12 protein-coding genes are annotated in these 23,606 nt (G+C 66.9%); 9 read left to right on the top strand and 3 right to left on the bottom strand.

Translation table 11 applies throughout. The features are described 5' to 3' along the window. Positions 1-702: 702 nt before the first annotated feature. The 3 genes from ACKN61_RS16335 to xseA form a co-directional block, all read right to left on the bottom strand. Positions 703-2,208, bottom strand: a complete 1,506-nt coding sequence (locus ACKN61_RS16335; RefSeq protein ID WP_408950428.1) for an aldehyde dehydrogenase family protein — start codon at positions 2,206-2,208, stop codon at positions 703-705. Positions 2,209-2,243: 35 nt separating this feature from the next. Then, positions 2,244-3,890 carry an acetolactate synthase large subunit gene (locus ACKN61_RS16330; RefSeq protein WP_408950427.1) on the bottom strand — a complete coding sequence of 549 codons (1,647 nt, stop codon included), beginning with the start codon at positions 3,888-3,890 and terminating at the stop codon, positions 2,244-2,246. Between the two features lie 1,079 nt (positions 3,891-4,969). Next, the gene (gene xseA / locus ACKN61_RS16325; protein ID WP_408950426.1) at positions 4,970-6,331 is read right to left on the bottom strand and encodes an exodeoxyribonuclease VII large subunit; all 1,362 of its coding nucleotides are present in this window, start codon (positions 6,329-6,331) and stop codon (positions 4,970-4,972) included. Between the two features lie 209 nt (positions 6,332-6,540). Here xseA and ispG point away from each other — a divergent pair, with 209 nt between their 5' ends. The 9 genes from ispG to ACKN61_RS16280 all read left to right on the top strand — a co-directional run bounded on the left by ispG (position 6,541) and on the right by ACKN61_RS16280 (position 23,486). After that, complete coding sequence (ispG, locus tag ACKN61_RS16320; protein WP_036149614.1) at positions 6,541-7,812, top strand: flavodoxin-dependent (E)-4-hydroxy-3-methylbut-2-enyl-diphosphate synthase; 1,272 nt, start codon at positions 6,541-6,543, stop codon at positions 7,810-7,812. Next, positions 7,787-8,524: a phosphatase PAP2 family protein gene (locus ACKN61_RS16315; protein ID WP_408950425.1), complete on the top strand. Its 738-nt coding sequence runs from the start codon at positions 7,787-7,789 to the stop codon at positions 8,522-8,524. The genes ispG and ACKN61_RS16315 overlap by 26 nt, the downstream gene beginning before the upstream one ends. A 283-nt stretch (positions 8,525-8,807) precedes the next feature. Continuing rightward, positions 8,808-12,086 (top strand): S8 family serine peptidase, encoded by a 3,279-nt coding sequence (locus ACKN61_RS16310; protein WP_408950424.1) that lies wholly within the window; start codon positions 8,808-8,810, stop codon positions 12,084-12,086. 142 nt (positions 12,087-12,228) lie between these two features. After that, positions 12,229-13,497, top strand: a complete 1,269-nt coding sequence (locus ACKN61_RS16305; RefSeq protein WP_408950423.1) for a YadA-like family protein — start codon at positions 12,229-12,231, stop codon at positions 13,495-13,497. A 293-nt stretch (positions 13,498-13,790) separates the two neighbouring features. Further along, positions 13,791-17,075, top strand: a complete 3,285-nt coding sequence (locus ACKN61_RS16300) for a S8 family serine peptidase (RefSeq protein WP_408950422.1) — start codon at positions 13,791-13,793, stop codon at positions 17,073-17,075. A gap of 493 nt (positions 17,076-17,568) precedes the next feature. Then, positions 17,569-20,883, top strand: coding sequence for a S8 family serine peptidase (locus ACKN61_RS16295; RefSeq protein WP_408950421.1), 3,315 nt, complete (start codon positions 17,569-17,571; stop codon positions 20,881-20,883). A 379-nt stretch (positions 20,884-21,262) separates the two neighbouring features. Further along, positions 21,263-21,904: a hypothetical protein gene (locus ACKN61_RS16290; protein ID WP_408950420.1), complete on the top strand. Its 642-nt coding sequence runs from the start codon at positions 21,263-21,265 to the stop codon at positions 21,902-21,904. Between the two features lie 539 nt (positions 21,905-22,443). After that, a complete protein-coding gene (locus tag ACKN61_RS16285) occupies positions 22,444-22,923 on the top strand; it encodes an OmpA family protein (RefSeq protein WP_408950419.1) in 480 nt (159 codons plus the stop codon). A 125-nt stretch (positions 22,924-23,048) separates the two neighbouring features. Then, on the top strand, positions 23,049-23,486 hold the full coding sequence (locus tag ACKN61_RS16280; RefSeq protein ID WP_408950418.1) for a hypothetical protein: 438 nt from the start codon (positions 23,049-23,051) through the stop codon (positions 23,484-23,486). The last annotated feature ends 120 nt before the right edge of the window (positions 23,487-23,606 follow it).

Here is a 23,606-nt window from a genome sequence, read left to right as displayed (position 1 = left end):
GCGGGGGTGCCGGCGGCGCGAGCACGGACGGAGCCGCCATCTGCGCGAACTGACTGCGCTTGAGCATGCGTGGGGCCGGCCCGATACGGCTGCCGGTGACCTCGATGCGGTCGAGGCTGGCGCCCTGCGCTGCGGCGTTACCGGCCGGCATGGCCTTGGCTTCTGCGTATACCTGGCCTCGCGACTGCTCGACCGCGCCCTTGGCGCGAGCATCGGCACGAATCGGTTTGGCGGCTTCGGCGAGCGGTGCCGATGGGGCCGGAGGCGCCGCCGCCGCGCTGGCGGCGGCATCGGCCGCCAGCGCGGCGGCGGCGGTGTCATCGTGAGGAGCGACTTCGGCAACGAGGGTGTCGCCATCGCTCTTGTCGCGCGACTGCGCCAGCTCGCCGGGGGCCTGGCAGCCGGCGATCGAGAACGCCAGCGCGGTCACCAGGGCCGCAGTGAGGGGACGGATGGAGCGGAGGTTCGACGACGGCTGCGGCGTGGCTCGGACGTTCATGGCGGCTTCCCTGGTGTGTGGACCTGGGAAGTGGAACGGACCATCGATGGCCGTGGGGTTGAGCCTGCGAAAATTTTTTGCGGGGGAGGGCGGTGCTGGCCCTTGAGCCGGTTCGGCCCGAACGTGAGGTTCGGGCGTTGTCGGGCGGGTGAGCCGGCCCCGGCCGCTAAGCGGGAGGGGCCTGGCTTCGGGGAGTCCCGAGGTTACATCGCTTCGGTTGGATCGCGGATCACCAACAGCCGCTGCTCGCTCATGTCTTCGATCGCATAACGCACGCCTTCGCGGCCGAGGCCGGAATCCTTGACCCCGCCGTAGGGCATGTTGTCGACGCGGAAGCTCGGCACGTCGCCGACGATGACGCCGCCGACGTCGAGCCGGTCCCAGGCCTTCATCGCATGGTCGAGGCGGCCGGTGAACACGCCGGCCTGCAGGCCGAAATCGCTGTCGTTGACGGTGCTCAGGACCTTGTCGAAATCGTCGAAGGGCTCGATGAACGCCACCGGCCCGAACGCTTCCTTGCGGTACAGGTCGGAGTTGCGCGGAACCTTCTCCAGCAAGGTCGCCGGAATCATGTTGCCGTCGCGCGGACCGGCGACGATACGCTTGGCGCCGCCCTTGACCGCGGCGTCGATCCAGGACTCGATGCGCTTGGCGGCATCGACGTCGACGACCGGACCGATGAAAGTCTTCTCGTCGCGCGGGTCGCCCATGCGCAGTGTCGCGATAGCGGCCTTGAGCTTCTTGCGCAGCTTGTCGTAGATATCGGCATGGGCGTAGATGCGCTGCACGCTGATGCAGCTCTGGCCGCTCTGGTAGTAGGCGCCGAACACCAGTCGCTCGACCACATGATCCAGGCTCGCGCCCGGGTCGGCATCGACGATGCAGGCGGCGTTGCCGCCGAGTTCGAGGGTGACTTTCTTCTTGCCCGAGCGCGCCTTGAGGTCCCAGCCGATCAGGCCGCCGGTGAAGCTCAGCAGCTTGATGCGCTCGTCCTCGACCAACAGCGAGGCGTCTTCGTTCGAGCAGCACAGCACCGAGAACGCGCCTTCCGGCAGGTCGGTCTCGGCGAGCACCTCGGCGATGATCAGCGCGCCGACCGGGGTCTTGATCGCCGGCTTGAGCACGAAGGGACAGCCGGCGGCGATCGCCGGGGCGACCTTGTGCGCGACCAGGTTGAGCGGGAAGTTGAACGGGGTGATGAAGCTGCACGGCCCGATCGGCACCCGCTTGACCATGCCGCGATAACCGCGGGTGCGCTCGGAGATCTGCAGCTCGATCAGTTCGCCGTTGCTGCGAGTGGCCTCGCCGGCGGCGATGCGGAAGGTATCGATCAGGCGGGTGACTTCGCCGCGGGCGTCGCGAATGGGCTTGCCGGCCTCGATGCACAGCGCCAAGGCGAGTTCCTCGAAGCGCTCGCTGAAGCGGCGCACGCAGTGTTCGAGCACGTCGCGGCGGCGATCGGGGGTGAACGCCGCCATCGCTTCGCGCGCCTTGTGCGCGGCGACGATTGCCTTGCGCACCGCCGCGGCGTCGGCCATTGCGACCCGGGTCGCGCGCTTGCCGCTGTACTTGTCGAGCACTTCCAGCGCGGTATTGGCGGCGACCGGGCGGTTGGCCAGGTAGTAGGGATAGCTCGGTTTCAGCCCCTTGCCCGGCTTCGCGGGTTTGGCGGCTTTGCCGCGCTCGGACGGTTTCGGCGATCGGGCCATGGAATGCTCCTGGGTCGTAAGTGGGGCGCGCCGCGTCACTTCACGGCGGCGGCGAGGCGCGGAATGTCTTCGTTGAGGATACGGTCGTCGTCGCGGTAGTCGATCGGCACTTCGATCAGGTCGATACCCGGCGTGTCGAGGGCCTGGCGCAGCAAGGGAGCGAAGGCATCGCTGGACTCGGGGCGATGGCCGCGCGCGCCGTAGCTGCGGGCATAGGCGACGAAGTCGGGATTGCCGAGGTCCATGCCGAAGCTCGGATAGCGTTCGTGGGCCTGCTTCCACTTGATCATGCCGTAGGCGTCGTCGCGCAGCACCAGCACGGTGATGTCCAGGCCCAGCCGCACCGCGGTCTCCAACTCCTGCGAATTCATCATGAAGCCGCCATCGCCGCAGACCGCGACGACCTTGCGGTCCGGGCAGACGATGCGCGCGGCGATCGCCGAGGGCAAGCCCGCGCCCATTGTCGCCAGGGCATTGTCGAGCAATAAAGTGTTGGGCTCGGCGCAGCGGTAGTTGCGTGCGAACCACAGCTTATACAGGCCGTTGTCCAGGCAGACCACGTCGCGCGGTGACAGCGCGGCGCGCAATTCTGCGACCAGGCGCTGCGGCGCCAACGGGAAACGGTCGTCTTCGCTGCGGTCGAGCAGTTGCTGCGACAACGCGCTGCGCACGCGGTCGAAGAACGAGAAGTCCCAATGCGCCTGCGGCTGCAGCGCCTGCGATAGGCGCCAGACCGAGTGGGCGATGTCGCCGACCACTTCGATCTGCGGGAAATACACCGCATCGACCTCGGCGCTGGCGTAGTTGACGTGGATCACCGTGCGCCGGCCTTCGCGCATGAAGAACGGCGGCTTCTCGATGACGTCGTGGCCGATGTTGACGATGCAGTCGGCGGCATCGATGGCGCGGTGGACGAAATCGTGGTCCGACAGCGCGGCATTGCCGAGCCACAGCGGGCCGTTCTCGTCGAGCACGCCCTTGCCCATCTGGGTGGTGAAATAGGGGATGCCGAGCTGGGCGACGAATGCGTGCAGGGTCTTGGCGGTGGTCTTGCGATTGGCGCCGGCGCCGATCATCAGGATCGGGTGGCGGGCCTGGGCGATGGCTTCGGCCGCGCGTTCGATGGCCTTGTCCTCGGCCACCGGGCGCCGCGAGAACGAGGCCGGTATCAGGCGCGCCTGGGTCGGGTCGCCGGCGATGTCCTGCGGCAGCTCCAGATGCACCGCGCCCGGGCGTTCCTCTTCGGCGCGGCGGAAGGCTTCGCGCACCCGTGCCGGGATGCTGTCGGCGGCGACGATCTGGCGCGTGTACTTGGTCAGCGGGCGCATCGTGTCGACCACATCGACGATCTGGAAATGCCCTTGCTTGCTGGTCTTGATCGGCTTCTGACCGGTGATCATCAGCATCGGCATGGCGCCGAGCTGGGCGTAGGCGGCGGGCGTGACCAGGTTGGTCGCACCGGGCCCGAGGGTGGACAGGCAGACCCCAGCCTTGCCGGTGAGCCGGCCGTAGGTGGCGGCCATGAAACCGGCGGCCTGTTCGTGGCGGGTGAGAACCAGTTGGATGCTCGAGGTGCGCAGCGATTCGAGCAGATCGAGATTTTCCTCGCCGGGGATGCCGAACACGTATTCGACGCCTTCGGCCTCGAGCGCGGCGACGAACAGATCGGACGCCTTGGTCATGCGGGACTCCGTATCGGGCGGCGGAGCCCGAGCCCGCCGATGTTCGCGCAAATGGCGTTAGCGATGGGCGATGAACGGGGGCGTGTGGGCGGAACAGTGCGTCGCGTTGCGGAATGGGGGCGGAGGTACGGCCGAACCCCTGTAGGAGCGGCGTGAGCCGCGACTGCGGGGCTCCAAGCTGGCGCCGTCTCTTGCCTTGTGCCGTAGCTTCGGCCTTGGCCTTGGCCTTGGCCTTGGCTGTTGCTGTTGCTGTTGCTGTGCGTAGGTTGGCACTAGCGAAGGCAATAGAAGACCCGTAGGGCGGCGCGCAGGGATGCGCGTCGTTTTTCATCGGGACAGGGATGTCCCGTATGAAAAATCCCTGCGGAGGCACCGCTCGTGCGGGCCTGTGATTCAAAGAAAAGCATTTTTCTTTGGTTACCTTTGACCGAAGGGAATCCAGACGGACTTTTGTTGCTTTAGACAAAAGAAAGTTACCCGCCGCTTTAGTGGCGGAAGCTTTTATCGTTTGGTCTTGCTTCCATTAAAGCCACAGGCAAGTGCGAAGTACCCCTGTAGGAGCGACGTAAGTTGCGACCACGCTCTGCCGGCCTCCGGCACAACCCTTCAAGAAAGAGCAGAGCTTCCGTCCGCTACGCGGTCGGGTTACTTTCTTTTGCTAAGCCCAAAAGAAATGTAACCAAAGAAAAGGGCTCTCCTTGCAAGGGCACAGGCCACGAGTGCGATGCCCGCGCCGGGATTTTCCGATAAGACGTCCCTGTCTTATCGGAAAACGCCGCACGTCCTGTGCGGCGCCCTCCGGGTCTCCACTTGACCGGCAAAGCGGCAAAGCAGATCAAAATCTCGGCAACGGCAACGGCAACGGCAACGGCAACGGCATAGCAGCCGGAGGCTTGGCTTCAGGCTAGGAGCGGCGCAAGCCGCGACCGCACGGCATCGGTCTCGCGTCGTATCCGGCCACAGCCGCCGTAGGAGCGGCGTCCTACCGGATTCCTTGCGGTTATAAGTCGCGACAGTCATCGATCAGGGCATCGCGATCCGCATTCTGACCGCGATTCGCTGTTGTTGGGCCGGTGTCGCTACCCGCGCTCGCCGTCGCCGCCGGCCGGCGCTTCCACGACCAAGCGCAATTGTCCGTCGCTGACCCGCGCGTTGAGGCGGTCGCCGGGGGCGGCGTCGAGCACGCTGCGCACGACGCGGCCGTCTTCGTGTTGGACGATGGCGTAGCCGCGGGCCACCGTGGCCAAGGGGCTGCAGGCTTCGAGCGAGCGCGCCAGGCCGCGCAGGCGCAGGGCGTCGCTGCGCAGGCGCCGGGCGATCGCCGCCTGCGGGCGGTGGGCGAGGGCGCTCAGGCGTTCGCGCAAGCGCGCGATGCGACGCTGCGGTTGGTGCGCACGCAGCACGGCGTCGGCGTGGCGCAGGCGCGCGCGTTCGCGTTCGAGCTGGCGGCGCCAGGCCTGTTCGAGGCGGCGCAGCGCGTCCTGTTGACGGCCGCGCAGGGCCGCCAGTCGCGCCTGCGGGCGCAGTGCATTAAGCCGCAGGCCGGCGCGGTCGGCGCGTTGCATGGCCTGACGCAGGCGTTGCAGTTGCAGATTGCGCAGGCGCGCCTCCAGCACGCGCAGGCGGTGCAGCAGGTCTTCGCGTTGCGGCACCAGCAGCTCGGCCGCCACCGAAGGCGTCGGTGCGCGCACGTCGGCGGCGAAATCGGCGAGGGTGAAATCGGTCTCGTGGCCGATCGCCGAGACCACCGGCACTTCGGATGCGGCGATCGCGCGCGCCAGGCGTTCGTCGTTGAACGCCCACAGGTCCTCCAGCGAGCCGCCGCCGCGGGCCAGCACGATGACGTCGTAGCGTTGCGAGGCCTGGGCGCGTTGCAGCATGGCGACGATCTGCGCCGCCGCGGCGTCGCCCTGCACGGGCACCGGCAACACCTCGGCTTCGACCAGCGGAAAGCGCCGGGCCAACACGCTGAGCACGTCGCGCACCGCCGCACCGCTCGGCGAAGTGATCACCGCGATGCGCGAGGGGAAACGGGGCAGCTCGCGCTTGCGCTCGGCGTCGAACAGGCCTTCGGCGCCGAGCCGTGCCTTGAGCTCCTCGAACGCGCGCCGCAACGCGCCTTCGCCGGCCTCTTCCATATGGTCGAGCACGAGCTGGTAGTCGCCGCGCGCTTCGTACAGGGTCAGCCGGCCGCGCGCCAACACCCGCAGGCCTTCGCGCGGGACGAACTTCAGCCAACTGCTCTTGGGCTTGAACATCGCGCAGCGGACCTGGGCGCGCGCGTCCTTCAGGGTCATGTACAGATGCCCGGAGGACGGCCGCGACAGGTTGCCGAGTTCGCCTTCGACCCAGATCAGCGGGAAGGTGTCCTCGAGCAGGTTGCGCGCCAGGGTATTGAGCTGGCTGGGCGTCAGGACGTGATCGGGGTCGCTGGGGGGCATGGAAGAGACTGAAGAGACGACGGGGCAGGCGGGAGCGAAGGCCTGGCGCCGCAAGGGGCGGCGGCGGGCGCAGGCGCCGATAGTATCGCGATGGGCCGGCCCGGTCTCAGCGCCGGTCCACGGCTCCGTGCCTTGCGCGGCGCCGTTCATCGAACCGCGCTTCACCTGCGCGACACGTAAGTCCGGCCCTCGGCGCTACAATGGCGGGCATGAATTCAGACCTCGTCCTGCCCTGCGCTCATTCCGGTTTTGGCCCCCTCCCGCGCCGTCTGACCCGTACGGTCAAGGTCGGCGGCGTCGAAGTCGGCGGCGGCGCGCCGGTGGTGGTCCAGTCGATGACCAACACCGATACCGCCGACGTGGCCTCGACCACCAAGCAGGTCGCCGAACTGTGGCGAGCGGGCTCGGAGATGGTGCGGGTGACCGTCAACACCGCCGAGGCGGCCGCGGCGGTGCCGCGCATCGTCGACAAGCTGGCGATGATGGGGATCGAAGTGCCGATCATCGGCGACTTCCACTACAACGGCCATCAGTTGATGACCGCCGAGCCGGCCTGCGCCGAGGCCCTGGCCAAGTACCGCATCAACCCCGGCAACGTCGGTTTCGGCAAAAAGAAGGACAGCCAGTTCGCCACTCTGATCGAGCTGGCGATCAAACACGGCAAGCCGGTGCGCATCGGCGCCAACTGGGGCTCGCTCGATCAGGCCCTGGCGGCGAAGCTTATGGACGAAAACCATGAGCGCGCCGAGCCCTGGGACGCCGGCCGCGTGTTGCGCGAGGCGCTGATCCGTTCGGCGCTGGACTCGGCCGCGCGTGCGGTCGAACTCGGCCTGGCGGCCGAGCGCATCGTCCTCAGCGCCAAGGTCAGCGGCGTGCAGGAATTGATCGCGGTGTATCGCGAACTCGCCAACCGCAGCAACCACGCCCTGCACCTGGGCCTGACCGAGGCCGGCATCGGCAGCAAGGGCATCGTCGCGTCCAGCGCCGCGCTCGGCGTGCTGCTGCAGGAAGGCATCGGCGACACCATCCGCATTTCGCTGACGCCCGAGCCGGGCCAGGCCCGCAGCAACGAAGTCATCGTCGCCCAGGAACTGTTGCAGACCATGGGCCTGCGCGCGTTCACGCCGATGGTCACCGCCTGCCCGGGTTGCGGCCGCACCACCAGCACTTTCTTCCAGGAACTCGCGCAGAAGGTGCAGGAACACGTGCGCGCCAAGATGCCGGAGTGGAAGATCACCCATCCGGGCGCCGAGAACCTCACCCTGGCGGTGATGGGCTGCATCGTCAACGGCCCGGGCGAATCGCGTCACGCCAACATCGGCATTTCGCTGCCGGGCACGGGCGAAGCGCCGTCGGCGCCAGTGTTCGAAGACGGCCAGAAGACCGTGACCCTGCGCGGCGAGAACATCGCCACCGAGTTCGTCGCCCTGATCGACACCTACGTCGAGCGCAATTATGGCGCCCGCGCCGCAGGCGTCTGAGTCCAGCGTCGCCGTTCGCGAAGGCGGCGACACCCTCCAGCAGGAAGCGCGCTTCGGCGCCGCGCTGCTGCGTCGACACGGCTGGCTGTTGCTGTTGGTGTTCATCGGTCTGCTGATGCCGCTGTGGGGCTTCGCCGAACTCGCCGACGAGATCCACGAGCAGGAAGCGATCGTCTTCGACGTACCCATTCTCGAATACGCCCACGGCCTGGCGCGCGAGGGCTACGACAAGTTCTTCGTGCTGATCTCCCGGATCGGCTACCTGCACGGCGTGGTGCCGTTCGACATCGCCCTGGTCGCCGCGCTCATCGCGCGCCGCCGTTTCCGCGAAGGCAGTTTCGCCGCGCTCGCCCTGGGCGGCTCGGCCCTGCTCAACATCGCCGCCAAGCAGTTCTTCGCCCGCGAGCGGCCGTCGTTGTGGGACTCGATCGCGCCCGAGCACAACTACAGCTTCCCCAGCGGCCACGCGATGGGCTCGATGACGCTCGCGGCGACCTTGATCCTGCTGAGCTGGAATACACGCTGGCGCTGGCCGGTGCTGGCGATCATGGCGGCCTTCGTGCCCCTGGTCGGCTTCTCGCGCCTGTATCTCGGCGTGCATTTCCCCTCCGACATCCTCGCCGGCTGGGCGGTCGCCACCGCCTGGGTGGTGGCGGTGTATCTGATCGTGTATCGCGGCGCGCAGTTGCGGCCGTGGCGCGCGGCTACCTGATTCCAAGCCCGCGAGCAAGGGTTTCGGCGGCCATCGTTCGGCCGGTTTCGCCACGGCTCGCAAAGTTACTCCACAAATAATGTGTGATACGGGTGGGGGGATCCCATTCCGCCTGCGTTGTGACTTCAGGGGGAAGGAACAACGCAGCACCTGGGCCGTGTCCACGCCGGCGCCGCGACGGATCCACCTTCCCCTACACGAGTGCGCAATGCCGGTCGCGTTGGCCAGGCGTTGCGCTTAGCGCATGCGTCAGCAAAGAGGGGCTAGGGGAATGCGGAAAGTGATGAAGAGGACTTCCATTGCGGCGGCGATCGCCGCGGTTGCCGCCGTCGCGGGGGCGAGCGCGCTGATGTCGGGCCGCGATGCCGGCCCGAGCGGGCCGATCGGCGGCGCACCGCCGCCGTCGCTGCCGAGCGAGGCGGCGCTGGAGGGTTATCAGCGCTACATCGTGGTGTACCGCGAGGCGCCGTTGGGCAGCTACAAGGGCGAAGTGCGCGGTTTGCCGGCGCCCAAGCGCCTGCCGAGCACGGTCGCCGGTAATGGACGCATCGATGTCCAAAGCGCGGCGGCGCGCGGCTACGTGCAGCATCTGGGCGATGTCCAGGCCCAGCACGAGCAGCGTATCCGCGGCTTGCTCGGCCGCAGCCCGCGCATCGACTTCCGCATGCGCCACGCCCTCAACGGCATGGTCACCCAGCTCACCCCGCGTGAGGCCGATCGCCTCGCCCAACTGGACGAAGTGCGCTTCGTCGAACCGTACAAGGAATACGAGCAGGCCACCGACGTCGGCCCTGCGCTGATCGGCGCGCCGGCGCTGTGGAACGCCGCTCCGACCGGCTTCCGTGGCGAAGGCATGGTGGTCGGCATCATCGACTCGGGCATCAACTTCGGCAGCCCGGCCTTCGCCGCGATCGACGACAGCGGCTATCGGCACGTCAACCCGCTCGGCGCCGGCACCTACCTGGGCAGTTGCGCCCCCGGCGGCGTCGACGAAGGCCGCTGCAACGACAAGCTGATCGGCGGCTACGATTTCGTCTGCAACGCGCCGGGCAACCAGTGCGGCGTGGCCGACATCCGCGAAGAGCCCGGCTTCGGCGACACCAACAGCCACGGCAGCCACGTCGCCTCGACCGCGGCCGGCAATGCCTGGACCGCGACTTACCGCGGCCACAACATCCGCATTTCCGGTGTCGCGCCGCGCGCCAACATCATCGCCTACGACGCCTGCTACACCCAGATCTCGACCGGCCGCGGCCTGTGCCCAAACACCGCCACGGTGCGCTCGATCGACCAGGCCATCGCCGACGGCGTGGTCGACGTCATCAACTACTCCATCGGCGGCGGTTCCAATCCGTGGAGCGAAGCGACCTCGCTGTCGTTCCTCAACGCCACCGATGCCGGTATCTACGTCGCCGCGGCTGCGGGCAACGACGGCCCGGGGTCTTACAGCTCCGGCCATCTGGAGCCGTGGGTCGCCACCACCGCGGCGTCGCAGCACGGCCGCGGCACCTTCGCATGGGTGCTGTCGGTGTCCGGCCCGGGCAGCGTGCCCGACGACCTGCAGGCGATCGAACTGACCGAAGGCAGCGGCGGCACGCCGTTCACCGTCGCCATCCCGGCCAACACGCCGGTGCGGGTCAGCGCCGGCATCGATACCGCCAACGACGGCTGCGCCGCGTTCCCGGCCAATACCTTCCAGAACGCGGTCGCGGTGGTCCGCCGCGGCACCTGCAACTTCACCGACAAGGTCGCCAACGCCGCGGCTGCGGGTGCGGTGGCGGTGGTCATCGCCAACAACCAAGTCACGGGGCTGACCCCGACGGTGACCGGCGCGACCGTTCCGGCCTTCGTCGCCAGCCAGGCCGACAGCAACCTGCTGCGCGACTTCGCCAACGCCAACGCCAACACCAGCGTCGGCGCCATCCCGTTCCCGTCGGTGATCGTCAACAACACGCCCGACCAGCTCGCCGGCTTCAGCTCGCGCGGCCCGGCCGGTAGCCTGGATGTGATCAAGCCCGAAATCACCGCGCCGGGCGTGGATATCCTGGCGGTCACCGCCGGCACGGCGATCAGCGGCAGCGAGAACCTGGTCGGCCTGATCAGCGGCACTTCGATGGCCTCGCCGCACCATGCCGGCGCCGCCGCGCTGGTGCGCCAGGCGCGTCCGAACTGGACCGTGGCCGAGGTCAAGTCGGCGCTGATGATGACCGCCAAACAGGAAGTCCTGAAGGAAGACGGCGTCACTCAGGCCGATGCGCACGCGATGGGCGCCGGCCGCCTGCAGCTGGAGCAAGCGATCCGCGCCGGTCTGGTGCTCAACGAAACCACCGCTAACTACCGTGCGGCCAATCCGGCCGCCGGCGGCGAGGTCTCGGCACTGAACCTGGCCAGCATGGCCAAGTTCAGCTGCGCCGGTTCGTGCTCGTTCACCCGCACCTTCCGTAACGTGCTGTCGACCCGGCAGACCTGGACCGGCAAGGTGCAGGGCCTGAGCGCACTGGTCTCGCCCTCGCTGTTCACGCTCAATCCGGGCGAGACCAAGACGGTCAAGATCACGGTCAGCACCAGTTCCTTGCCCTCGAACGGCAACTTCAACTTCGGCAAGTTGGTGCTGACGCCTTCCGGCGGCGACACCAGCCAACCGCTGTTGCGCCTGCCGATCGCGGTCGCGGTGCAACCGCCGCGTCTGGATGCCACCCCGGCCACCGCGCTGACCCTCGCCCAAGGCAGCAGCGGCAACGTGACCTTCCGCCTCGGCAACATCGGCGGTTCCAACCTGGATTGGCAGATCGACAACACCGGCAGCGGTGGACGCACCCTGGTCGCACAGTTGCCGAACAACGCCAATGGCCGCCGTTCCACTCGCTTTACCGACGCGGCCACGGTCGGCGCGCGCGCGCAGCTGTCGGCGGACGACTTCACCCTCAGCGATGCGACCGGTATCACCCGGATCGTCGCCGACGGTTTCGTCAACGGCGGCTCCCTGGCGACTTCGACCAACATCAACTGGTCGATCTTCCGCGACGTCGACGGCAACCCCGAAGGCAATCCGGAATCGACGCCGCAGCTGGCGGTGTGGAGCTACACCTCCACGGTGAACGGCGCAGGCGTGTCGACCTCGGGCTTCGCCACCATCAACCTCAACCTCGCCACCGCCGGCCAGAACGTCAATCTGCCGGCCGGTCGCTACTGGCTGGTGGTATCGGTGCGCGCGCCTTTGGCGACCGGTTGGTTCTGGTTCAACGCCACCAGCGGCGACAGCATCTACCGCGGCGCGATCATTGTCCCGGACGGCAGCGGTGCCTGGACGGCGACGGCCGGTGCGCCCGGCATGGCCTATCAGTTGCAGGGCGCCAACGCCTGCGGCGCCACCTGGATCGGCGCGCCGTCGCGCGCGTTCGGCCGCCTCGCGGTCGGCGCCAACGTCGATACGCAGGTGCAGATCAGCGCCGCCGGCCTCGTGCCGGGCAGCTATTCCGGCTATGTCTGCGTGGCCAGCAACGATCCGCTGCGTCCCAAGGCGGCGCTGCGGGTGGCGCTGACGGTCACGCCCTCGCCGTGACGCTCCGGTGCCGGACCCGCATTCGGGTCCGGCACCTCAAAACCCGGCGCGGCCGCCTGCGCGGTCGGCGTCGATGCCTCTTTCCGCCGCCGCGCCGATGCACGGATCCGCGGCAGCGCACGACATCCTACTGGGGGACCGTTTGAACATTTCGCACAAGACTCTTCTCGCCGCCGCTCTGTCGCTGGCTTGCACAACCGTCTGGGCCGGCGAGCCCTGCGTGCTCGACGACGGCTTCGGCGGCACCACCACCGGCGGCGCCACCGCCACCGGCGGCAGCGCCATCGCTTGCGGTCAGGGCGCCAGCGCCGACGGCGACTTCGCCGTGGCCACCGGCGCCGGCGCGACCGCCAGCGCGGTCGGTGCGGTTGCGGTCGGCGCGGGCACCACCGCCGCGGGCGACCAGAGCACCGCAGTCGGCACCGGCGCGACCGCTTCGGCCGCCAACAGCAGCGCGATCGGCGACAGCGCCACCGCGGCCGGCGAGTTCTCCACCGCGAGCGGCTCGGCCAGCACCGCCGGCGGACGCTTCTCCACCGCCAACGGTGCCGGCAGTTCGGCCAGCGCCGACAATGCCACTGCGTTGGGCGCCAACAGCTCGGCGTCGGCCGTCGGCTCGGTCGCGCTCGGCAGCGATTCCATCGCCGACCGCGCCAACAGCGTGTCCTTCGGTGCGGCCGGCAGCGAGCGCCAATTGGTCAACGTCGCCGCGGCCACCCAAGACACCGATGCGGTGAACCTGTCGCAGCTCAACACCCTGAGCGGCGCCTTCGGTGGCGGCGCAAGCTTCGCCGGCGGTGTGTTCACGCCGCCGACCTACGTGATCCAGGGCGGCAACTACAACGACGTCGGCGCGGCCTTCTCCGCGGTCGACGGCCGTTTGACCGATCTCTACACGCGGGTCGGCGCCGGTGTGGCTTCGTCGGTGACCTATGACGACGCTTCGAAGGCACAGGTCACTCTGCAGGGCGGTGGCGGCACGCGCGTGTCCAACGTCGCCACCGGCACTGCGCCGACCGATGCGGCCAACGTCGCCCAGGTGCAGGCCGGCGATGCGCAGACGCTGCGCAGCGCCAACACCTACACCGATGCGCGCATGAACCAGATGCTGGCGGCGCCGACCGCGGCGATCAACGAACTGCGCGAGGACATGAACTGGCGCTTCAACAAGCAGGACGAACGCATCGACAAGCTGGGCGCGATGACCTCGGCGATGGTGCAGATGTCGGCCAGCGCCGCCGGCCTGCGCACCCAGAACCGCATCGCGGTCGGCGCCGGTTTCCAGGGCGGCGAGCAGGCCTTGTCGATCGGTTATCAGCGCGCGATCAGCGACCGGGCCACGGTCACCGTCGGCGGTGCGTTCAGCGATTCGGAGAGCTCGGCGGGCGTGGGCGTCGGCTTCGGCTGGTAAGGCGGTTCGCATCGTCGTCGGGTAACGCAGGGCAGTCCATGTCCGATCGTTGAAGCGCGATTTCAAAAGCAACAAGTTCTGGGCGGCGCTCGTAAGGGCGCCGCTTTTTTTGGCGCGCAGCCTTCCGGGTGGGGCCCGGCGTCGCAGTCTTGGCGACCGGTCGGGCGCAGGTTAGTTGTGCTTTTGCAAGCCACCGCAATGCGCGCGGCCGCAGCGGACATCCGCAAGGCGTAATGCGAACATCGCGGCCGGACGGTGCGCTCGTACCGTCCCATCACCCGGGAGACAACAGGATGTCGAAGCAGATTTCGATCGCCGTGGCGCTAGCCGCGGCGGCGGTGACAGCGCTCGCTTTCGCGGCCATGAAGATGCCGCGCGAGGAGGCAGGAAATTCGGGGCCGGTCGGCGGCGCTCCGCCACCGAGCTTGAGTACAGGCAGCGGCAGCGACGCCGTGCGCTACGTCGTGGTCTATCGCGAGGCGCCGCTGAGCGCCTATCGCGATGAGTCGGGTTATCTGCCGGCACCGGCGCGACAGCAGGCCGGCCCTGCCGGCCGCGGACGGTTGGACGTGCATGGCAATGGCGCACGCGCCTATCTGGATCACCTCGAGCGCCTGCAGGCGCGGCACGAAGCCGCGATCGGCCGCGCGCTCGGACGCCGCCTGCACGTCGAGCGGCGCCTGCGTCACGCGCTCAATGGCGCGGTAGTGCGCTTGAGCGCGGCCGAGGCTGCGCGTGTCGCGCAGCGCCCCGAGGTCTTGCTGGTCGAGCCCTATCGCGAATACGCCCAGGCCGGCGATACCGGGCCGGCGTTGCTCGGCGCACCGGCGTTGTGGAATGCCGTCCCGACCTCGTTCCGGGGCGATGGCGTGGTGATCGGTGTGATCGACTCGGGCATCAATTTCGGCAGCCCGTCGTTCGCTGCCGTGGACGCGGCGAATCATCAACACCTCAATCCGCTCGGCAGCGGCAATTATCTCGGTTCCTGCGCTCCCGGCGGCGTCGACGAAGGGCGCTGCAACGACAAGCTGATCGGCGGGTACGATTTCGTCTGTGGCGCGCCGGGCAATTTCTGCGGTATCTCGACGGTGCGCGAAGAGCCCGGTTTCGGCGATAACCAAGGCCACGGCACGCAGGTGGCCTCGGTGGCCGCGGGCAATGCGCGCACGGTCCAGTACAAGGGCCGCGACGTCGCCATCTCCGGTGTCGCTCCACACGCCAATCTGATCGCTTACGACGCCTGTTACAGCGTGGCCTCGACCGGGCAGGGCTATTGCCCTGGCGTGTCGGTGGTCGCGGCGGTCGACCAGGCCGTGGCCGACGGTATCGTCGACGTGCTCAACCTGTCGATCACCGGCGGTCTCGAACCTTGGGGCGAAGCGGTGTCCTTGGCGTTGCTCAACGCCACCGAAGCCGGCATCTATGTAGCGGTACCGGCAGGCAATCTGGGCTCGGAGGCGGGCAAGGTCGAGCATCTCGAACCCTGGGTCGCGACGACCGCGTCCGCGCAGCATGGGCGCGGCGAGTTCGCTTCCTTGCTCCAGGTCACCGGTCCCGCACCGGTGCCGGCGGCGGTGCAGACGATCGTCCTGGGCGAAAGCAGTACTGGTGTAGCGCTGACTGCGGCGATAGGCGCGAGCACGCCGTTGCGCGCGAGTCCGGGCATCAACACCGGGGCCGATGGTTGCAGTGCATTCCCAAGCGGGACGTTCCAGGGCGCGGTTGCGATCATGCGCCGTGGCACCTGCACCTTCTCGATCAAGGTCAACAACGCCGCTGCAGCCGGTGCGGTCGCGGTGGTGATGGCCAACAACGCGCCGGGCACGTTCGCGCCGACCTATCCGGGCACGACCATCCCGGCCTTCCACGTTTCCGCCGCCGATGGCACGCAGTTGCGCGATTTCGCCATGGCCCAGGCCTCGGCGACCGCTGGCATCGGCTATCCGGCGACGCCGATCCCGAACACGCCCGACGTGTTGGCCGGCAGCAGCGGCCGCGGGCCGGCCGGCCGTTTCTCCGTGCTCAAGCCCGACCTGACCGCACCCGGCGTGCTGGTGCTGGCGGCGACGTCGGGCACGGCGATCAGCGGCAGCGAGTCCGCGGTCGCGTTGGCGAACGGCACGTCGATCGCGGCCGCGCACAATGCCGGCGCGGCGGCGTTGCTGCGTCAGGCACGGCCGCAATGGAGCGCGGCCGAGCTCAAGTCGGCCTTGATGATGACCGCCAAGCACGAGGTGTTCCTGCCCGACGAGTACACGCCCGGTAATGCGCATGCGATCGGTGCCGGCCGCATTCGCGTCGATCAGGCCTGGAGCGCCGGCCTGGTGCTCGACGAAACCGCGGCGAACTTCCGCGCGGCCAATCCGGCCAACGGCGGCGACCCGGCGAACTTGAACCTGGCGAGCCTGGCGCAGGCGAAGTGTCCCGACAGTTGCAGCTTCACCCGGGTTTTCCGCAATACCTCGGCGAACGCGCAGACCTGGAACCTGGTTCTGCATGGCTTTCCCGGCACGGTTGCGCCGACCCAGTTCACGCTGACGCCGGGCGCAAGCCAGGCGGTGCTCGTCACCATCGACAGCAGCGGCGTGCCGAAAGACAACTCGTGGCGTCACGGCCGTTTGGAGCTCAGCTCCGGCAGCGGCAGTACTCAGGCCGTTCTGCGTTTGCCGATCGCGGTCGCGGTGCCGCCGCCGGCGATCGCGTTCAATCCGGCGCAGGTGTCGTTGACCGTGGCCGCGGGCAGCAACGCGACGGTGCCGTTCCGTGTCGAAAATCGTGGCGGCTCGTCCTTGCTGTATCAGTTCCAGCTCGGCGGCACCGCACTGCGCACGCTGGTGGACACCAGCGCCTCGCCTATTGCGTATGGAGACGTGAGCACGATCTTCACCGATCCCAACCTCAATCCGCCGGCGGCCTTCGCCGCCGAGGATTTCACGTTCACCGAAACCACGCGCATAGGCACAGTGCTCGTGCGGGGCGCGAATAGCGGCGGCTCGCCGTTGGCGAACGTGGCCATGATGTTGGGGTGGAGCGTGTATCCGGATGTCACCGGCAACCCATCCGGACACCCGATGACGGTCGGCAATCCACCGGCGGTCTGGAATTTCTCCACCGCTTCGATGACCGCGCCCGGTCTGCGTCTCAAGGGGGGCGATATCGGCTTGGATCTCGCTGCTGCCAATCAAACGCTCGACTTGGCGCCTGGACGGTATTGGTTGGTGCCTTACGTGCGCACGGCGCAAGCCACGCAGTGGATCTGGCAGCAATCGAACTCGGCCGGCAGCAACGGCTATCGCACCATGCGTCCCGGTTTCTACAACTGGAGAAATGGCTTGCCCGGGCCCGGCGGGACCGGACTGGCCTGGCGCGTCGAGACGCGGCATACCTGCGGAGCGAGTTGGATCCTCACCCACCTGGGCAGCGGCCAAGTCGGAATCGGCAATGGCGACGACCACGACGTCACCGTCGTCAGCAACGGTCTCGCCCCTGGGCACTACGTCGGTTATGTCTGCGTCTCCAGCGACGATCCCGAACGCCCCAACTCGGCCTTGCGCGTGGAGTTGACCGTGACGCCCTGAGGCCGCGTCGCAGTGCGCCTTACCCGCGACTCGTGCGATGCAAGGTGAACGCCGCGACTCTGCCGCGGCGCAACAAAACGACGGCGCCCCACGGGGCGCCGTCGTCGTTTGCGGCAGGCCTCGCCGAAGGCGACAGGTTCGCTCGGCCTCGCTGCCATCGCTGGCCGGCATCGGCCGCACGTCCGCGCCTGCCCCGGAACTGAGGTTTCAGCACTGCAACATGCCGAAAAAGCATCTGTGGGCGCATCGAAAATGTGTTACTCATCACGCCGCAACGCTCGAGGCTCCAGCAGGCTGCTGGCCTGGGAGGGGAGGCAACGCCTCGTTGCGTTTGCGGTAGTTCCGGCGCTTGGAAGGGCGCTGGGGGGCTGCGGGCACGGAGCAGGGCCGCCGTTCGTCGCCGACGATCTTTACCTTCCTGAATTCGAACCGCGACATGCCTGAGGGGGCAGGCGTGGGGCGGTTTCTTCGCGAACGGACGAGGAGATCTCTCATGCCAACTGCACTGAACCGATTGACGATCGCCATCAGCCTGGTCGGGCTGGCGGCGCTCGCGGGGGCCGCGATCCGCGGTCTCTCGAACGACAGCCCGGCCGATGCCGGCCCGATCGGCGGCGCACCATCGCCGAATCGTGTCCATAACGGCCTGGAAACCCAGACCAGCCGTTACATCGTGTTGTACAAGGAAGCACCGCTCAGCACCTACCACGGCGAAGTCGCGGGCCTGCCCGCGCCGCAACGCCTGGCCGGCGCGCAGAACGCGAACAGCGCTGCCGCCAACAACGCGGACGGCAATCGCATCGACGTACACAGCGCGCAAGCGCGCAGCTACGTACGCCACCTCGACACCGTGCAGCGCGATCACGAGCGCGGCATCAGTGCCTTGATCGGCCGTCCGCTCGCGATCGAGCGCCGCATGCATCACGCCGTCAACGGCGTGGTCACCCGCATGACCCAGAACGAAGCCGCGCGCATCGCCAAGTTGCCCGGCGTCGAACTGGTCGAGGAATACCGCGAATATCCGCTGGCGACCGACGTCGGCCCGCAGTTGATCGGCGCGCCGGCGTTGTGGAACGCCAGCCCGACTCAGTTCCGCGGCGAAGGCGTGGTGGTCGGCGTGCTCGATACCGGCATCAACTTCGGCAGCCCGGCGTTCGCCGCGGTCGACGATACCGGCTATCAGCACATCAATCCCAACGGCAGCGGCAACTACCTCGGCACCTGCGCCCCCGGCGGCGTCGACGAAGGCCGTTGCAACGACAAGCTGATCGGCGGTTACGACTTCGTCTGCGGGCCGCCCGGCAACACCTGCGGCGTTGCCGGCCTGCGCGAAGAGCCCGGTTTCGGCGACACCAACAGCCACGGCAGCCACACCGCCTCGACCGCGGCCGGCAACGCCTGGACCGCGAATTTCAAGGGCCGCAACATCCGCATTTCCGGCGTCGCCCCGCACGCCAACATCATCGCCTACGACATCTGCTACACGATCATCGCGACCAACCAGGGCCAATGCCCCAACACCTCGGCGGTGGCCGCGGTCGACCAGGCGATTGCCGACGGCGTCGACGTGATCAATTACTCGATCGGCGGCGGCGCCTCGCCGTGGGGCGAAGCGGTGTCGCTGGCCTTCCTCAACGCGGCCGATGCCGGCATCTACATCGCCACCTCGGCCGGCAACAGCGGCCCCGGCCCGAACACGCTGGGCCACCAGGAACCGTGGACCTCGACGACCGCTGCGGCCCAACACGGCCGCGGCACCTTCGCCTATCTGCTGCAGGTGACCGGCCCGGGCGCCGTGCCGCCGGCATTGCAGGCGGTGCAGCTGACCGAAGGCGTGTCCGGGGCGGCGTTCACCGCTTCGTTGCCGCCGACCACGCCGGTGCGCGTCAGCGCCGGCATCGACACCGCCGCCGACGGGTGCGCCGCATTCCCGGCGGCCGCGTTCCAGAACGCGATAGCGGTGGTGCGTCGCGGCACCTGCAATTTCACCATCAAGGTCAACAACGCCGCCGCCGCGGGTGCGGTCGCGGTGGTGATCGCCAACAACCAGCCGGGCGTCACCGCGCCCAGCGTGCCGGGTACGACGATCCCGACCTTCCTCGCCGCGCAGACCGACAGCGATGCCTTGCGCAACTTCGCCACCGGCAACGGCAATACGACGACCGGCGGGATCAACTTCCCGCCGACGCCGATTCCGAACACGCCCGATGTGCTCGCGGGTTTCAGCTCGCGCGGACCGACCGATGGCCTGGACCTGATCAAGCCCGACGTCACCGCACCCGGCGTCAACGTGCTCGCGGTGATTTCCGGCACCACCCTGACCGGCAGCGAGAACATCGTCGGTCTGCTCAGCGGCACTTCGATGGCTTCGCCGCATCAGGCCGGCGCCGCCGCGCTGTTGCGCCAGGCCAAGCCGGACTGGACCTCGCACGAGATCAAGTCGGCCTTGATGATGACCTCGAAGGAAGAGGTCTTCAAAGAAGACGAAGTCACCCCGGCCGACGCCTTCGCCAAGGGAGCGGGCCGCATCCAGGTCGATCGCGCCTTGCGCTCGGGCCTGGTGCTCAACGAAACCACGGCGAACTTCCTGGCGGCCGATCCGGCCACCGGCGGCGACGTCTCCAAGCTCAACCTGGCCAGCCTGGACAAGCGCGAGTGCTATGGCTCGTGCACCTTCAAGCGCGTCTTCCGCCATGCCCAGGGCAAGCCGGAGTTGTGGCTGGCGCAGGTCAAGGGGCTCGACGGCATCGCCTTCCCGCCGGTGTTCCTGTCCGCGCCCGGGCAGAGCACGACGGTGCACGTGATCGTGCTGAGCAAGGGCTTCGCCAAGGACGGAAGCTGGCACTTCGGTCAGCTCGACCTCAAGCCGCTGTTGACCCGCGCATCGCCCGATCTGCATCTGCCGATCGCGATCTCGGTGCCGCCGCCGGCGATCGCGTTGAGTCCGGAACAGGTGTCGCTGAGCCTGAGGGCCGGCAGCCGTGGTTTCGCCGACTTCAGCATCGGCAACACCAGCGCCTCGCCGCTGGAGTTCCAGGTCGACAACACCGGTTCGGCTTCGCGCACCGTCGTCAACGCCAGCAGCGATGGCGTCGCCAGCGGCTTCCGCAGCACGATCTACACCGACCCGGCATCGGCCGGCGGTCTGCCGGCGCAGTTCTCCAGCGACGATTTCACCCTGACCGACACCACCCGCCTGTCCAAGCTGTTCTCGGAAGGCTTCGTGTCCAGCGGTGCGTCCCTGGCGAGCACGGCGACCAACATCAGCTGGAGCGTGTACGCCGATAACGGCGGTAATCCCAGCAGCAACCCGTTGGCCGGCAATGCGGTGTGGAGCTACACCTCCGCGCCGAACGGCACGGGCGTGACCCTGGACGGCGCCAACATCGCGCTGGACCTGGTCGCGGCCGGGCAGAACGTCGAACTGGCACCGGGCCGTTACTGGCTGGTGGTGAACGCACGCACTAGCTTCGCCAACCGTTGGGTCTGGTTCGCCTCCAACAGCGGCGACAGCCAGTTCCGCACCATCGCGCCGGACGCGAGCGGTGTCGGCACCTGGTTGGCCGGTGCCGGTTTCGCCGGGCTGGCCTACGACATCCAGGGCCTGAGCGCTTGCGGTGCGCCCTGGATCGGTGCGCCGACGCGCGCCTTCGGCACCGTGCCGGGACACGGCACGATCGCCAATCGCGTGCGCATCAACACCGCCGGCCTCGCGCCGGGCGGGCACGTGGGTTATGTCTGCGTGGCCAGCGACGATCCGGTGCGGCCGAAGGTGGCGTTGCGGGTGGCCTTGACCGTCACTCCGTAACCATCGCAGGTTGAAGCGTCATCCAGACCGGGCCCGTTCGCGGGCCCGGTTTTTTTGCGCCTGGTGTTACGCCGGCGAAGGCATCAATCGGATATCGATCGATAGTTCTCTGTCGCATCGCTGCGTCGTGGATAAGAGTGCTTGGCTCCGAATGGAGCAGGCAAAGAGCACATTACCTTCAAGCAACTCCTGTTCACTTTTTCAGCCGCTCGTGCCGCTTGCAAAGCACATTTCTTACGAAGAAAAATCGTGACGGGAAGCGGGAAAGGTTGCCCGCATCGAAGGTTTCAGCCGCAAGGGCTGACTACACGGATGAGCCATGAGAACTACAAACGGAACTACGGATCGCAATCGCTGGTTGCGGCGCGTTTTGGCATGGATGGCGTTTTTTACGCTGGCATTGGCGCTTGGCTCGGTGCGGGCCCAGGGAACCGATTGGCCTAACGAATACGCCAAGCGGGTTCGTTCGACCGAGAACGTGTCTCCTCTGGGCGACGAGGCGTTCGGCGACAAGGTCAGCCTGTTCAACGGCACCGTCCGCTTCAGCCACGATCTGGTCGCTTTGCCCGGTAACAGCGGATTGCGCGTGGCGCTGGGTATTTTCCACGACCCGCACGACATCGCACAGGGACAGCTCAACGGCAACTGGGACCTCGACATCCCCTATGTCGGCGCCATCCACGAAAGCAAGAGCGCGCAACAAAATGGCTGGGTGCCGGTTCCGGCGAACGTCGACAACGGCTATATCGAGTTCGACCGCTCGATGTTCTGGAGCGGTAACCGGCTCACCATCGATGGTGGCGGCGGTGGGGACTTGCTGAGCATTCCGGCCGATCCCAAGCGCGTCAAACCGGTGAATTCGATCAACTACACCTACGCCACCAAAGACGGATGGTTCTTCTCCGAACTGCCCAGCGTGCAGAATGGCCCGGGCAAGGGATTGATCGGCTACGCGCCGGACGGCACCAAGTACACCTTCAACTGGCTGGGTGATCGCGCCTCGAGGAGGGTGGGGTTATGACGCTATGTCTTGACCGAAATTTCTTTTCCGTACATGCGCAAGCTTGTGTGATGGGTTTATGTCGCCCGCTATGGCTAGGTCACTCGCCAAGGTTTACTGCGATCGATCATGTGCTTTTGTGCCGCTATGAATAGCCGCAGTAATACTATTGTCGACTTTGTTGTGAAGGGGGGCTCTCACGATGAGTGGAAGATGGTGCTTGTCGAAGAAGGGCCGTGGGTTGGCTCGATTGATGAGGAGCTTTGTCGGCTGAAAAACCGTGTCTATGGCTGTATAGATGCGGCACTCGATGGGGTGTTGTTCAGCAGCTTCCCGAATTCGTTAGGCAAAAGAGTGGTGATTCAATTGGACTGCTACAACGTGCCGAGAGCCGATGTCGAGGATTTCTTTGGCAGGTTACTCCGCTGGTGTCTTTGCCGCGGGCGAGTACTGTCAGGCTCTTCGAGACAGCAAGTTCGTTCAAAGCATCGGTATCGAGACGGATTTCATCGAACTGGCGGTCGGGGGGCTGGTTAGACGAATGTTTTTTCATCGGTAAATTGTCTTCTGAAACCGGGGGCGCTATGTCATCAACTGCGATAAGAATTTTCCGTGATCACACTCTATTGGTGGCGATCGGCCTTCTTGCCCTCCCAGGTGCCGCAAGATGTACTTCAATCGATCTTGGTGGTGCATCTTTCAAGAGCGGTCGTCCGGTAAAGGGCGAGAGTATGGAGTCCGCTGTTTCCAGTGAGTTCGATATCGGCCGTTTGAAGCAATCGGTTGAGACACTGAAACAGCATCCGATCCTGCAATTCGAGGTGACAGGTCATACCGATCCTCACGAATGTTCTGGGAAGGAGTGCAATGAGCTCGCGCTTCGGCGTGCAGTATTGGTTTATAGATATCTACTGGATGCGGGTGTCGATGCTCGCCGTCTCATATCGTTGAGTGAGTATGCGTCGGAGCGCCAGATAGCTGATGGCGATGATTACAAGCGGAATCAGCGGGCGGAGGTCAACTTTGCGCTCGAACCATGAGTTTCATATCCTCGCTGTAGGCAGCGAATGGCCGAAAGATTCGCCGTACTCCACCGCACAGACGCCGTTGGCGCCGGAGGCTCTGCTGGGTCGCTCAGTACTTGTGAGCCAACGAGCGTAAAGCGATGCCCACTGCAACGAGTCTGTCCGCACTTCTCCTGACCATTGCGGGTGCCCAACAAGCGGGCGATGCCGGTCGCGCGGCTTCCGCTGAGCTTTCAAAAGACTTGCGCGAATCGAGTTCGGTCTCGGTCTACTATGTGTCGCGCACTGGGGAATATTCGTACACGCGCGAGGAGATTAAGGAGCAATCCACGCTCTTGATCAGGCGGCAATGTGGAGGGAACTGTGCCCGCCTGATGGGGCCTGTAGTCCAGCACTTGCGCGACGCGGTTCCGTCGAATTGTCCGGCTGGCCAGCAAACGGTACTGATCGAAATAGGCGGCCGCTCGTCGATTGTCTACAGCCACGGCGGTAGATCGATTCAGTATCGTGGTAAGTGCTATTTCGGCAAGACAAATATCAGGCAGAGCGTTAGAAAGACTGAGATCATCCCGCCGTAGCGCAGCGAGGCCTGTGCTGCGAATGCTATGAGCTTTGCCTGAAGGGGCGATGCATGCGCCCAAGTTGGAGGTAGAACGGCTCGCGTTCTACGCTCCGAATGCATGAGATGCCGCCGGAGT

Origin of the sequence: Lysobacter sp. Hz25 (assembly GCF_046097045.1) — a bacterium.
GTDB lineage: Bacteria > Pseudomonadota > Gammaproteobacteria > Xanthomonadales > Xanthomonadaceae > Lysobacter > Lysobacter antibioticus_B.
This window is presented reverse-complemented; position numbering and strand designations above follow the sequence as displayed.

Excerpts from the sequence above, each read along its gene's own strand:
- ACKN61_RS16295 (WP_408950421.1), top strand. The coding sequence starts at position 17,569 with ATGCCAACTGCACTGAACCGATTGACGATCGCCATCAGCCTGGTCGGG.
- ACKN61_RS16315 (WP_408950425.1), top strand. The coding sequence starts at position 7,787 with ATGGCGCCCGCGCCGCAGGCGTCTGAGTCCAGCGTCGCCGTTCGCGAA.
- ACKN61_RS16330 (WP_408950427.1), bottom strand. The coding sequence starts at position 3,890 with ATGACCAAGGCGTCCGATCTGTTCGTCGCCGCGCTCGAGGCCGAAGGC.
- ispG (WP_036149614.1), top strand. The coding sequence starts at position 6,541 with ATGAATTCAGACCTCGTCCTGCCCTGCGCTCATTCCGGTTTTGGCCCC.
- ACKN61_RS16280 (WP_408950418.1), top strand. The coding sequence starts at position 23,049 with ATGCCCACTGCAACGAGTCTGTCCGCACTTCTCCTGACCATTGCGGGT.
- ACKN61_RS16290 (WP_408950420.1), top strand. The coding sequence starts at position 21,263 with ATGGCGTTTTTTACGCTGGCATTGGCGCTTGGCTCGGTGCGGGCCCAG.
- ACKN61_RS16310 (WP_408950424.1), top strand. The coding sequence starts at position 8,808 with ATGAAGAGGACTTCCATTGCGGCGGCGATCGCCGCGGTTGCCGCCGTC.
- xseA (WP_408950426.1), bottom strand. The coding sequence starts at position 6,331 with ATGCCCCCCAGCGACCCCGATCACGTCCTGACGCCCAGCCAGCTCAAT.
- ACKN61_RS16300 (WP_408950422.1), top strand. The coding sequence starts at position 13,791 with ATGTCGAAGCAGATTTCGATCGCCGTGGCGCTAGCCGCGGCGGCGGTG.
- ACKN61_RS16335 (WP_408950428.1), bottom strand. The coding sequence starts at position 2,208 with ATGGCCCGATCGCCGAAACCGTCCGAGCGCGGCAAAGCCGCCAAACCC.